This window comes from Vibrio sp. 10N.247.311.13 (assembly GCF_041467595.1).
Classification (GTDB): Bacteria; Pseudomonadota; Gammaproteobacteria; order Enterobacterales; family Vibrionaceae; genus Vibrio; species Vibrio crassostreae_C.
The window spans coordinates 1-11,120 of the sequence record NZ_JBFSUX010000089.1 but is presented as its reverse complement, the minus strand read 5'-3'; the positions used below and the strand labels follow the sequence as shown (position 1 = coordinate 11,120).

The following is an 11,120-nucleotide window of genomic DNA, read 5'->3' as shown; positions in this document are numbered from 1 at the left end:
TAATAATCACCCATACTGGCCGTTTCTATCTGAGATCCAATTAGGAAACAAAGCCGGCGACAAGCTGAAAGCATCACGATGAGCCTCCCACCAACGCCAAACAGCGAAAGCGGCTTTTTTAAAGTGTCCAATGCCATGGCGTATCGCGGTTATCGAAAAACTCTAGAAGATGATGCGCAGCTCTTTGTGCTTACAGGAGGCCTTAATGGTAGTGCCATTGGGTATCAAAGTGGTGCGTTCGGGAATTTAACACCGACCGTCACCATAGAGGGCTACGAGTGCGTGCGACTCACGGCATTGAGCGGTGTGGTTAGACTCTCTTTCTCTGGTGATGTTTCTCTCAATGGTCGAACGGTTGTGATGTGGGTTAATGGGATCAGCTGCGACTTTGTGCTGTCTATTCAAGGCTCACTCTATACCGCCATGACGACAGACCCTAACGTGTACTCGATCGTTAGAGGCTCCCTAAGCGAAGAGTTGAACATTCAACTCCTTTTCCTTTAGGGCTTTGAGCCATGAGCATAAAAGCATTAGGCCTACTGTTAACCGGTTCTATTTTTCTAGGAGTGTATTTAATGAACAAGGAAACCATTAACAAAGCTGTGAGCCGCTTTGCGCTGTCAGCCAGAAGTGAAGCCAAAATGATGGGTGTACGCGGTGATTTAAAGCGAGTCGTTCGCCGCGCTATTGAGCTAACCCCGTTTGATTTTGGCATTACGTCAGGTAAGCGCACCGCAGAGGAACAGAACGCTCTATTCAAACAAGGAGCAAGCCAGTTAGACGGATACAGTAAAAAAAGCCGTCACCAATCGGGCTGCGCAGTTGATTTTGTTGTGTACGACGAAAACGGCAAAGTGACTTGGGGTTTTAGTTATTACGAACAAGTGAGTTGGGCATTCAAACAGGCAGCGGATGAGTTAGGTATTCCGATTGTATGGGGCGGTGATTGGGTCAGCTTTAAAGATGGTCCTCATATCGAACTCGATAGAGCCCATTACTCATAGTTACACCATCAAGTATTTAAGGAAGAGCAAATTACTATGAAAAGCTTACTAGAAAAAATCGGAATCGACCTTGACCAACCATCCACTAAAAAGGGTTTAGCGTTACTTGGCGTGGGAGCGGCTTTGGTAGCTGGTCACCCTGAGCTTATCACCGCAAGCGTATCGGCAGATGGTGTTCAATTCGGTGGTATTATTGGCGCAAGTGCTCCAATAGTATTTGGCCTATGGGAAACCCTACGCAATGAGTTCAAGTAATGGCAGAGTATCAAACACTAATAGTCGCCGTTGTTAGTGCGTTATCGAGCGGGGTTGGTGTAGGTATTACACTCAAAACTGATGTTAAGTGGTTGCGTTTGATGATGGAGAAAATGGATGAACGTTTGACGCGACTTGAAAGTAGAAGCCCTAATTAGTAGGGCTTTTTTGATTCATAGCAATGAATGCAAATCTTTCGATTCATTAACCTACGGATTATCTGTATGGTTTTGAGAGGTTACTCCATTAATTGCTCATGGTTGGATAGAACATTGGTCTCAGATATTTACACTTCTATAAAAGCTTACTTATATGATAGGACTGCAAGTCCATTGCTTGGTTCATTAGCAGTGTCGTTAACTCTGTGGAACTTTAAAATATTAATGCTGTTCTTTTCTAATACTAGCTATGCGGTGAAAGTATGGGAGATAGATTATTTTTATTCTCAACCGTTCTTTTCAGCCGATGGTTTTTCGTGGCTCACAAATTATTGGATGTGTGTATACGTATTGCCTGTATTGACAACTATTTTCTATATTTATATGTTCCCTTGGTTTGCTCATAAAGTGTTTGAGCATAGTTACAATAAACAAATAGATCTGAACAACAAAAAGAAAACGCTTCAAAAATCTGAACTGATCGATGCTGAAGATAAAGAAAAAATAATGCTGCTGAATGAGCAACTACGGTTGGAAAATCGAGAGTTAATTGTAAAGCACCGTATGGAAGTGGAAGAGCTTCAAGGACAGATTGATAATGCATTGAAAGACAAGCTAAGTGAAAGAGATGATGCAGATGATTCTCAACAAGAGCTCTTCAATACAATTCGGAATTTGGAGAAAAAAGTAGAAGAACTAGAAAATGATGACAATGTATTAGAGCTCAATACTGGTCATTCACCTGAACCAATCCTTGAGAACGAAAGTACTGAAGTTAATGAAAATAAAGAGGAAGGTGGTGATGTTAGTTTCTATTTTGAAGCGGATGAATATACAAAAAATCGGTACAAAAGGATTTTAGAGGGTTTGTATTTAGAAGATCGGCATAAAGGAGCTTTTGGATTGAAGAGTGATTTGTTCGATTCTGCAATGGTTCAGTTGATACTTCATAATTTGGTTCACAAACCTAACGATATTGGTAAGTACAGCATCACTGAAGAAGGTAGGGCCTTTTACTCAAAACTGAATAAAATGAGAGCTGGGTAGGTAGTAAAGGCTCATTACTGAGCCTTGTTATGTAACTTATGCGGAAACAGCTGCGTATAAACTTGCCACAAAATATTCAAGTTTCGGTGACCTGTTACTTGAGCTACTTCTTCAATTGAGTAGCCCTTTTCAAATAGTCGACTTGCTCCCTCTCTTCGTAGGTCGTGATACCTCAAATCCTCAATACCTAACTCGTTTCTCACTCTTTGAAAGCCTGCGCTAACACTTCGCGAGTTGTAGGGAAAAATAAGCTCACCCTTGTTCGGTTGTTTTAGTGCGATCGCAAATGACTCGCCAAGCAGCGGTACTATCATGTGATTACCTTCTTTCTTCCTCGGGTCTTTTCTATCTCTAACCAGTACCGTTTTATGTTCTTGGTTGAGATCTTCCCAACGCAGCTTGCAGACTTCACCTATTCGCATACAAGTAAGAATGCTGAACTCAAGAATGTCGGTGAATGGGATTCGAGTTGTGCCGTTTGGCCGGAAAGATTCACGTTGTTCTAATCCAAGCTTTAAGAGTTTTAGTTCTTCAGACGTTGGGCGACGTGTTCGTTTCTGACTCTTGCCGACTAATCCCATATCAATCAGGACGGGTACGGCTTCATCAAATATCTGGTGATTGGTGTCGACGTTGAAGACAGGCTTAGACTTTTTCATTACAGAACGGAGGTAAGCAACATCGTGATAGACCGTTGCGGGTTTGGCTCCTGCGCCTCTTCTATTTTTACAGTGCTCGATTAAGTCGCTAGTCCGTAGCTGATTACTATCAACTTTGGCGATATCACAATCTCTAAGCATCTTAATCACATAACGTTTGGTGCGGCCTGTATTGTCCCAAAGGTCACGCTCTGCCATGAACATATCGAGGAGTACCGAAAGGGGGACTGTTTTTGGCTGATTGAGTACCCCTTGAGCTTCTAGTTCAGCTACCCTTTTTTTACCGAAAGCTTTAGCGAGTGCTTTCTTTTTTAGAGTTTTGCTTTCCCTGTGTATAATGCGCGAATTCTTTTTAACGATGATTGTTACCTTGAACCTTGGTTCACCGCTTTTTAGCTTTCTGGTCTCGATGGTATAACTTGCCATTGTCCAACTCCTAAAGGGGTACTTGAGGGGTACTACAGGAAGTAATTCCGTTTAATTCTAGGTAATTAACTGTATGTTTGCACAGTATTAATTGAGGCTGAATCATGACAAACACTAATAAAACCAGTAAATACGCTAGTAACCGACTTTCTGTTGCACCCATGCTCGATTGGACTGACCGCCACTGTCGTTACTTTCACCGTTTGCTTTCTCAGCAGACTCTTCTGTACACGGAAATGGTAACAACGGGCGCGATCTTACATGGTAAGGGCGACTTCCTAGAATATAACGAGCAAGAACACCCTCTTGCACTTCAACTCGGTGGTTCAAACCCGGTTGATCTTGCTGCTTGTGCCAAGCTTGCTGGTGAACGCGGTTATGATGAAGTGAATCTTAACGTAGGTTGCCCTTCAGACCGAGTTCAGAATGGTCGATTTGGTGCATGCTTGATGGCTGAGCCCGAGTTGGTGGCAGATTGTGTTTCAGCGATGAAAGAAGTCACTGATATTCCAATTACCGTGAAAACGCGTATCGGTATCGATGACCAAGACTCTTATGAGTTTCTAACTAAGTTTGTTTCGACGGTTTCTGAAAAAGGTGGCTGTGAGCAATTTACTATTCACGCGCGTAAAGCGTGGTTGAGTGGCCTTAGCCCGAAAGAGAACCGTGAGATCCCACCGCTAGATTACGATCGTGCATACCAAATCAAGAAAGATTTCTCTGATCTGGTGATTGCCGTGAATGGTGGCATTACGACTCTTGAGCAAACTAAAGAGCACTTGCAACACCTTGATGGTGTGATGATTGGTCGTGAGGCTTACCATAGCCCGTTTATCTTGGCTGAAGTTGATCAGCAGATCTTTGGTTTAGACACGCCAATTAAGAAGCGCTCACAAGTGGTTGAAGAAATGTACCCGTACATTGAGCGTGAGCTTTCAAATGGTGCAAGCTTAGGACACATCTCTCGTCATATGCTTGGTTTGTTCCAAAGCATGCCGGGCGCAAGACAATGGCGTCGCTACATCAGTGAAAACGCACATAAGAAAGGTGCAGGTATTGAAGTGATGCAAACAGCATTGGCTAAGATCCCTAAAGAGCTAAATGTTTAAGCTCCCTCTAAGTTAAAAACTTAAGGTTAAATTCGCCACTAGAGGTTAAATTTACCACTATAAGTTTCCGAAAAGCCACGCATGAAGATGTGTGGCTTTTTATTTATCTGATAAATAAGGATTTTATAGGGTTGGCATACTTGGTATGGAAGCTGCAATGTTAGAAAGTAGGAAAGATAGGTCATTAACTCATTAGGGAGACCATTATGTTTGAATTAATATTTGTTCTTATTTTCGTTGCGACTCTACTTGTCACTGGTATTACGTTTATGACGGTATTGGCTGCAACCGGAGTGGCGTTATTAGTCATGTTGGTCTTAGGTATGATGGGCGTCGTGTTTAAGTTACTGCCTTGGTTGATCGTGATTGCAATCGGTGTGTGGTTTTTCAAAAATTTTGTACACAGTTCTAACCAGAGACGTTACTAAGGTCATCGTGCCGTCAAATCTTTACTCGTCAGCGGTTTATCGTTTTAGAATTTAAGATGTGTGGTAGAATTTTCCCCAATAATCTATGAATGTGCATACAATTAGCACTACGATATGGAATTGGAGCTATCTCAAATGAATAAAATGCCATTAATTGCTTTAGTGGGAATGCTATCTTTAAGTTCAGCAGTGTCTGCTGAAGAAGAGTTTTCTTACACGGCTAAAGTCGGTGCCGATATGTGGTGGGGAAGTACAAAGCTAAACGAAGTTAGACAAGATGATGACTCTAACTCACCTTCGTTGTATTTCGCATTTGAGCATAATGCCCCGATGCTACCAAACGCTAGCTTTCGCTATACTTCTGTTGATGCAGATTCATTGGCTTTCGATAAGTACGATTACACCTTCTATTACACGTTGTTAGATCACAAGCTGATGAACTTCGATGCGGGTGTGACGTTTACTCAATACTCAAACTCGAATTACATTGAACCAAAAGCAACAGGTGCGAAAACATCGACGTTTGATGAGTTCACGTGGAGCTTCTACGGTAACGCAGAGATCAATGTGCCGGACACCAACTTCGATATCATTGGTACTATGGAGTTCGGTGATAGCAGTGGTATTAAGAGCACGGATTTGATGGCAGGTGTTCAGTACCGAATTCCTGTATCAGAATCTGAAATTGCCCTGCGTGGTGGTTACCGTGTTATCGATTTAGATTCGGATGAGTTCTTTAGCTCAGAACTAGGCAAGAGCTTTGTCATGGTCGATGGTTGGTTTGCTGGTGCTGAAGTGCGCTTCTAGGCCATATAAAGCAAATTTAGAACGAATTTTAAGAACGCCACTTTATTAAGTGGCGTTTTTTATATCTATTGGTTACTTGAGTATATATCTTTCTGGAATTAGTTAGCACATTCATCACTTTCGACCATCCTTAATACAGAGAGCCAATTTGCGTCTATTCTTATAAGGTCTATGTAGTGAGGTCAAAGCAAGGGATGGAATATGACACTCAATGAATTGAGAAATTTATATAGAGAAAACCTGTTAGTTGAAGCCATCATAGAGCCCTCAATTCAAGAAGGGTCTTGGGTTGTGGAGTTTCGTCATATGGGTGGTGGCTTCGTTCTGCTTACTGATGTTCATGGTGAAGAATGTCATTACGCGGATTTAGACTTGGCATCTAAGTCGGCAATGGCGGTTGGCTTTCAGCAAGTACGCATTGAAAACCAGTAAGACAATTTACGTTTCAATCGGTTTTTACTTCCAAAAAGTTATAAAACATACTTTTCTATTCTTTCTTGTTATTAAAAGGAGTGGTTAATCTATCGTCACGCAATGATTAGGGATGTCGTGACCATGTCTTTAAATAAGAAAGAGTCTTCACAAAACAATAATGCACAGTCTGGGGCTAATGAGTTACCTGGGCTAGCAGCACCACTTAATGACCAACAATTAGGTCATCTTCAGCAAACTGTTTCTGAACTGTCTTCACAGCAACTGGCATGGGTCAGCGGATACCTTTGGGGAGTGAGCCAAGCTCAGCCTGTCGGTGCTGCTGCGCCAATCGCTCAAGCGGCCGCTGCAGTAGCGGCTAAGCCAGCGGGTAAGCTCAGCATTATCTTCGCTTCTCAAACCGGTAATGCTAAAGGCGTCGCTGAATCGCTCGAGGCAGAAGCAAAAGCCTTAGGTATCGCCGTCGAGCTTTTCGATGCGAGTGATTATAAAGGTAAGAACTTAGCCAAAGAGACACACGTCATTTTTGTGGCTTCAACCAATGGTGAGGGCGAAGCCCCTGATAACGCGATTGAGTTGCATGAATTCCTACAATCGAAGAAAGCGCCAAAATTATCAAACCTACAATACGGTGTGATTGGTTTAGGTGACTCAAGCTATGAGTTCTTCTGCCAAACGGCTAAAGACTTCGATAGCTTCCTCGCTAAGCTTGGTGCGAAATCGTTTGTCGATCGCCTTGATTGTGATGTTGATTACGAAGAATCAGCAACGGAATGGCGCGCTAAAGCATTAGAGCAAGTAAAAGAGACGCTATCGACAGGCACTGAAGCCGATGTGGTTCAGTTACCAGTAGGCCAAGCAGCTGCCGGTCATTCGCAATACACCAAACAAAATCCATATACAGCGACACTATTAACCAGTCAAAAGATCACGGGTCGTGACTCGGGTAAAGATGTTCGTCATATCGAGATTGATCTTGATGAGTCGGGCATTACCTACCAACCCGGCGATGCGCTAGGCGTATGGTATGAAAACAGTTCAGAACTCGCAAATCAGATTCTTTCTAAGGTTGGGTTATCGGGTATCGAAAGTGTCGATGTCGATGGTGACAACCTATCTATCCATAGTGCGCTAGTGAGTAAATTTGAGATTACCACTTCAAACCCTCAACTTGTGACTAAGTTTGCTGAGTTATCGGGCAGCAAGAAGTTAATCAAGCTGGTGGAAGATAAAGACAAGCTTCGTGAATACGCGGGTAATACTCAAGTTGTCGATGTTTTAGCTGAGAAGAAAACTAAGCTATCGGCTGATGAGTTAATTGGCCTGTTACGTAAGCTGACACCGCGTCTCTATTCTATTGCATCAAGCCAAGCAGAAGTAGATGAAGAAGTTCACTTGACGGTTGGTCTGGTTGAATACCAAAAAGGCGAAGAGTCTCGTTTAGGCGGAGCTTCTAGCTTCTTAGCTCAACGTCTTGAAGAGGGTGGTGAAGTGAAGGTGTTTGTTGAGAACAACAATAACTTCAAATTACCACAAGACGACAATACACCAATCATCATGGTCGGCCCGGGTACCGGTATCGCACCGTTCCGCAGTTTTGTTCAAGAGCGTGAAAACAATGATGCTGAAGGAAAAAGCTGGTTGTTCTTTGGTGACCGTACCTTTACTCAAGATTTCTTATACCAAGTTGAATGGCAAAAGTACCTCAAGTCTGGCGCGCTAACTAAGCTCGATGTTGCCTTTAGCCGTGACCAAAAAGAAAAGGTTTATGTTCAGGACCGTTTAATCGAACAAGCAGAGCAGGTGTGGCAATGGCTGCAAGAGGGCGCGTACCTCTATGTCTGTGGCGATGCGACTCGAATGGCTAAAGATGTTCATGAAGCGTTAGTTTCGATAGCGGAAAAGCATGGCAACCAGAGCCGCGAGCAAGCTGAACAATATATTAATGATTTACGTAAAGCGAAACGTTACCAAAGGGATGTGTACTAATGAGCAAGCAAGTAATAGAGCAAGAAGTGCTAGGTCAAGTACTTGGACCTTTGGCTGACAATGAGCGTCTTAAGCGTGAAAGTAATAACCTACGCGGTACGATTGAACAAGATCTCCAAGACCGCATAACAGGTGGCTTTACTGCTGATAACTTTCAGTTGATTCGTTTCCACGGTATGTATCAACAAGACGACCGTGATATTCGTAACGAACGTACCAAACAAAAGCTCGAACCGTTACATAACGTCATGCTTCGTGCTCGTATGCCTGGTGGCATCATTACCCCTAAGCAGTGGTTGGCGATTGATAAGTTCGCAGACGAAAGTACCTCTTACGGTTCAATTCGTCTAACAACTCGTCAAACGTTTCAGTTCCACGGTGTCTTGAAGCCGAACATTAAGTTGATGCACCAAACGCTAAATAGCATTGGCATTGATTCAATTGCGACAGCGGGTGATGTAAACCGAAATGTTCTATGTACGACAAACCCGGTTGAATCTGAACTTCATCAAGAAGCTTACGAGTGGGCGAAAAAGATCAGTGAGCATCTATTACCGAAGACTCGTGCTTATGCAGAAATCTGGTTAGATGGTGAAAAACTAGAAACAACGGATGAAGAACCTATCCTTGGTAGCAACTACCTACCGCGTAAGTTCAAGACGACGGTTGTCATTCCTCCGCAAAATGATGTGGACGTCCATGCTAACGATCTTAACTTTGTTGCTATTGCTGAAGACGGAAAGCTGGTGGGCTTTAATGTGTTAGTCGGTGGCGGTCTTGCTATGACACATGGTGATACCTCTACTTATGCACGTAAAGCTGACGACTTTGGTTTTGTGCCATTAGATAAAACGTTAGATGTAGCAGCGGCGGTGGTAACGACTCAGCGTGACTGGGGTAACCGTTCAAACCGTAAGAATGCAAAAACCAAATACACACTAGACCGTGTTGGTATTGATGTATTCAAAGCAGAAGTAGAAAAGCGTGCAGGCGTAGAATTTTCTGAAAGCCGTTCTTATGAGTTTACTGGCCGTGGTGATCGCATTGGTTGGGCGGAAGGCATTGATGGTAAGCACCACTTGGCGTTATTCATCGAGAATGGTCGTTTACTTGATTTTCCGGGTAAAGCTCTGAAAACAGGTGTTGCTGAAATAGCGAAGATCCACAAAGGTGACTTCCGCATGACTGCAAACCAAAACCTAATTGTTGCGGGTGTGTCGACGAGTCAAAAGGCCAAGATTGAAAAGCTGGCACGTCAATACGGTCTGATGGATGATGCCGTTTCCGAGCAGCGTAAAAACTCAATGGCTTGTGTGGCATTCCCAACATGTCCTTTAGCAATGGCTGAAGCTGAGCGCTTTCTTCCTGAGTTTGTAACGGATGTTGAAGACATTCTGAAAAAACATGGATTACCAGAAGAAGATAACATCATCCTTCGTATTACGGGTTGTCCAAACGGTTGTGGTCGTGCAATGTTGGCTGAGCTTGGTTTAGTCGGCAAGGCTCCGGGGCGTTACAACATGCACTTAGGTGGCAACAAAGCCGGAACTCGTATCCCTAAGATGTATAAAGAGAACATCACTTCAGCTCAGATCTTAGAAGAGATTGATTCGCTGGTGGGACGTTGGGCTACGGAACGTAACGACAATGAAGGGTTCGGTGATTTTACAATCCGAGCTGGCATCATCGAAGAGGTGATAATTTCAAAGAGGGATCTGCATGCATAATTCTGTCGCTTCAAAACTGAAGTTAGCAGAGCTACTCGCATTGACTAAGACGGAGCAAATACTTCGTCTTGGACAAATCAACGCAGAGTTAGAGCAGCTAACCGCATTAGAAAGAGTTAAGTGGGCTTTAGATAATTTAGAAGGGACACATGTTGTGTCTTCTAGTTTCGGAATCCAAGCAGCATTGATGTTGCACCTAGTGACCCAAGCAAAACCAGATATTCCGGTTATTTTGACTGACACAGGGTATCTATTTCCGGAGACCTATCGCTTTATTGATGAGTTAAGTCAGAAGTTGACTCTAAACCTTCAAGTCTTTCGCGCCCAACAGAGCCCTAATTGGCAAGAAGCGCAATATGGAAAACTTTGGGATCAAGGTATAGAAGGGATAGAGAAGTACAACAAGCTTAATAAAGTTGAACCGATGAGAAGAGCGTTGGATGAGCTCGAGGCTGGGACATGGTTTTCCGGTTTAAGAAGAGAGCAATCTCAATCGCGTGCAAATTTGCCAATCTTATCTATCCAAAATGGTGTGTTTAAATTTTTGCCGGTAATCGATTGGACGAATAAAGATGTTCACTATTACCTAGAAGAGCATGGTCTCGGTTATCACCCGCTTCGAGAGCAGGGTTACCTTTCTGTTGGAGATACACATACAACTAAGAAGTGGGAACCGGGTATGACTGAAGAGGAAACTCGTTTTAATGGGTTGAAACGCGAATGTGGTCTCCATGAAGATGATGGAGAGCAATATGGTTCTGGGATTTAGACTCGTTGCCATTTAAAAAGCTGCCATGAGGCAGCTTTTTTGTTTTCTAGGATGAAAATTAGATCAATTGTGGATAAGTCTGTGGTTATTTTGTAAGTACTCTGTAGTTAAACTTGCACAAATAAGGCTTTGAGTGTTTATTCGCCATGTGATCGTTATTTTTGTATATTTCTTTAATAAACACTTGCCAATGTGATGAACATCTCTATAATGCCGCCTCACTGACACGGCAGACGCCACAAGGCTTCAGCGCAGAATGTTAGTAAGGCAACTAGCTTTAAGCGATGATTCGCTTCTACTTTTAGAAAGT

At 43.1% G+C, this 11,120-nt stretch carries 12 protein-coding genes; 11 read left to right on the top strand and 1 reads right to left on the bottom strand.

Annotation, left to right across the window (positions count from 1 at the left end):
- The first annotated feature begins 78 nt into the window (after positions 1-78).
- The 4 genes from AB6E52_RS21915 (at position 79) to AB6E52_RS21900 (ending at position 2,464) form a co-directional block, all read left to right on the top strand.
- The gene (locus tag AB6E52_RS21915) at positions 79-504 is read left to right on the top strand and encodes a hypothetical protein (protein WP_102319776.1); all 426 of its coding nucleotides are present in this window, start codon (positions 79-81) and stop codon (positions 502-504) included.
- Between the two features lie 71 nt (positions 505-575).
- Complete coding sequence (locus tag AB6E52_RS21910) at positions 576-1,004, top strand: M15 family metallopeptidase (RefSeq protein ID WP_102319777.1); 429 nt, start codon at positions 576-578, stop codon at positions 1,002-1,004.
- 36 nt (positions 1,005-1,040) lie between these two features.
- Complete coding sequence (locus AB6E52_RS21905; RefSeq protein WP_102319778.1) at positions 1,041-1,259, top strand: hypothetical protein; 219 nt, start codon at positions 1,041-1,043, stop codon at positions 1,257-1,259.
- Positions 1,260-1,531: 272 nt separating this feature from the next.
- Positions 1,532-2,464 carry a hypothetical protein gene (locus AB6E52_RS21900; protein ID WP_133151354.1) on the top strand — a complete coding sequence of 311 codons (933 nt, stop codon included), beginning with the start codon at positions 1,532-1,534 and terminating at the stop codon, positions 2,462-2,464.
- 14 nt (positions 2,465-2,478) lie between these two features.
- Here the strand turns inward: AB6E52_RS21900 and AB6E52_RS21895 are convergent, their stop codons facing one another.
- Complete coding sequence (locus AB6E52_RS21895; protein WP_102319780.1) at positions 2,479-3,549, bottom strand: site-specific integrase; 1,071 nt, start codon at positions 3,547-3,549, stop codon at positions 2,479-2,481.
- A gap of 104 nt (positions 3,550-3,653) precedes the next feature.
- Between AB6E52_RS21895 and dusA the strand changes: the two genes are divergently transcribed.
- From dusA to AB6E52_RS21860, 7 genes are all read left to right on the top strand, one after another.
- Entirely contained in the window at positions 3,654-4,658 is a 1,005-nt protein-coding gene (dusA, locus tag AB6E52_RS21890; protein WP_019822275.1) for a tRNA dihydrouridine(20/20a) synthase DusA, read from the top strand.
- 206 nt (positions 4,659-4,864) lie between these two features.
- A complete protein-coding gene (pspG, locus tag AB6E52_RS21885) occupies positions 4,865-5,086 on the top strand; it encodes an envelope stress response protein PspG (protein ID WP_017059950.1) in 222 nt (73 codons plus the stop codon).
- A 135-nt stretch (positions 5,087-5,221) separates the two neighbouring features.
- A complete protein-coding gene (locus AB6E52_RS21880; RefSeq protein WP_017059951.1) occupies positions 5,222-5,893 on the top strand; it encodes a TIGR04219 family outer membrane beta-barrel protein in 672 nt (223 codons plus the stop codon).
- Between the two features lie 201 nt (positions 5,894-6,094).
- Positions 6,095-6,325, top strand: a complete 231-nt coding sequence (locus tag AB6E52_RS21875) for a hypothetical protein (protein ID WP_004735813.1) — start codon at positions 6,095-6,097, stop codon at positions 6,323-6,325.
- A 123-nt stretch (positions 6,326-6,448) separates the two neighbouring features.
- On the top strand, positions 6,449-8,314 hold the full coding sequence (locus AB6E52_RS21870; RefSeq protein ID WP_102319861.1) for an assimilatory sulfite reductase (NADPH) flavoprotein subunit: 1,866 nt from the start codon (positions 6,449-6,451) through the stop codon (positions 8,312-8,314).
- Positions 8,314-10,041, top strand: coding sequence for an assimilatory sulfite reductase (NADPH) hemoprotein subunit (gene cysI, locus AB6E52_RS21865; RefSeq protein ID WP_102319862.1), 1,728 nt, complete (start codon positions 8,314-8,316; stop codon positions 10,039-10,041). Before AB6E52_RS21870 ends, cysI begins: the two co-directional genes overlap by 1 nt.
- Complete coding sequence (locus tag AB6E52_RS21860) at positions 10,034-10,810, top strand: phosphoadenylyl-sulfate reductase (RefSeq protein ID WP_017059954.1); 777 nt, start codon at positions 10,034-10,036, stop codon at positions 10,808-10,810. Before cysI ends, AB6E52_RS21860 begins: the two co-directional genes overlap by 8 nt.
- Positions 10,811-11,120 lie beyond the last annotated feature (310 nt).

What these genes read in the sequence shown, in the direction of transcription:
- AB6E52_RS21910 (WP_102319777.1), top strand. Translation starts at nt 576, where the DNA reads ATGAACAAGGAAACCATTAACAAAGCTGTGAGCCGCTTTGCGCTGTCA.
- AB6E52_RS21870 (WP_102319861.1), top strand. Translation starts at nt 6,449, where the DNA reads ATGTCTTTAAATAAGAAAGAGTCTTCACAAAACAATAATGCACAGTCT.
- AB6E52_RS21875 (WP_004735813.1), top strand. Translation starts at nt 6,095, where the DNA reads ATGACACTCAATGAATTGAGAAATTTATATAGAGAAAACCTGTTAGTT.
- dusA (WP_019822275.1), top strand. Translation starts at nt 3,654, where the DNA reads ATGACAAACACTAATAAAACCAGTAAATACGCTAGTAACCGACTTTCT.
- AB6E52_RS21915 (WP_102319776.1), top strand. Translation starts at nt 79, where the DNA reads ATGAGCCTCCCACCAACGCCAAACAGCGAAAGCGGCTTTTTTAAAGTG.
- AB6E52_RS21905 (WP_102319778.1), top strand. Translation starts at nt 1,041, where the DNA reads ATGAAAAGCTTACTAGAAAAAATCGGAATCGACCTTGACCAACCATCC.
- AB6E52_RS21860 (WP_017059954.1), top strand. Translation starts at nt 10,034, where the DNA reads ATGCATAATTCTGTCGCTTCAAAACTGAAGTTAGCAGAGCTACTCGCA.
- pspG (WP_017059950.1), top strand. Translation starts at nt 4,865, where the DNA reads ATGTTTGAATTAATATTTGTTCTTATTTTCGTTGCGACTCTACTTGTC.
- AB6E52_RS21880 (WP_017059951.1), top strand. Translation starts at nt 5,222, where the DNA reads ATGAATAAAATGCCATTAATTGCTTTAGTGGGAATGCTATCTTTAAGT.
- AB6E52_RS21895 (WP_102319780.1), bottom strand. Translation starts at nt 3,549, where the DNA reads ATGGCAAGTTATACCATCGAGACCAGAAAGCTAAAAAGCGGTGAACCA.
- cysI (WP_102319862.1), top strand. Translation starts at nt 8,314, where the DNA reads ATGAGCAAGCAAGTAATAGAGCAAGAAGTGCTAGGTCAAGTACTTGGA.